Source organism: Peptoniphilus sp. oral taxon 836 str. F0141 (assembly GCF_000179335.1).
Lineage (GTDB): Bacteria > Bacillota > Clostridia > Tissierellales > Peptoniphilaceae > Peptoniphilus_A > Peptoniphilus_A lacrimalis.
In genome coordinates this window covers 1-862 of record NZ_AEAA01000009.1, presented here as the reverse complement: position 1 = coordinate 862, position 862 = coordinate 1, and the positions used below count along the sequence as shown (strand labels likewise).

At 25.9% G+C, this 862-nt stretch carries 1 protein-coding gene; it reads left to right on the top strand.

The features are described 5' to 3' along the window. On the top strand, nt 1-554 hold a 554-nt coding region (locus HMPREF9131_RS00245; RefSeq protein ID WP_009344712.1), incomplete at its 5' end, for an MBL fold metallo-hydrolase. Nucleotides 555-862: the final 308 nt, after the last annotated feature.

Genomic DNA, 862 nt, shown 5'->3' with positions numbered 1-862 from the left:
ATGAATGTGTAATCATTGATCCGGGTTATGAAAGTCAAAGAATAATAGATACTATTGAAAAAGAGAAATTAAAGCCTTTATATATACTATTGACACATGGTCATATTGACCATATAGGTGCTGTAAAAGATTTGAAAGATAAGTATGGTATTTCTGTATATATTCATAATAAAGATAAAGATATGTTAGAAAAACCAAATAAAAATTCGGCAAGTCTTTACGGAATGAGTGTTAATGGAGCAAAAGCTGATTATTTTGTTAAAGAAGGAAATGATATTAAATTTTCTGATGATTCATTTAAAGTAATAGAAACTCCTGGCCACACAGGAGGAGGGGTTTGTTATAAACTTGATAATATTTTATTTTCAGGGGACACACTTTTTCTCGGTTCTATAGGCAGATACGATTTTCCAGAATCTTCGGGATTAGACTTAATGAATTCTCTTAAAAAATTAACTTTACTTGATAAAAATACAATTGTTTTGCCTGGACATGGACCAGAAACTTCAATTGAATATGAACTAAATTACAATCCATATTTAAAAAGGCTATGATAAGTATAAATTGCCAAGATAAAAAGTTTAAAAAGTTATTAAACGATTTCTTAATTTTTAAATTTCCTCAAAATTTTGAGATTGAGGAAATTTTTTTTGATATTGAATTTATAAATCAAATATGTATTTTTACTATAAAATATAGTAATCAAGAAAAAATTTATAAATTAAAATATGCAGAAAAACATTCATTGCTAAAGGTCATAAAAAAATTATCTTGATATATTTTGATGGAATTGTCAATTATGACAAGTCTTTTGGTATACTAACAGGAGTAAGACCTTTAAAGCTTTATAGAAAAATAAGAA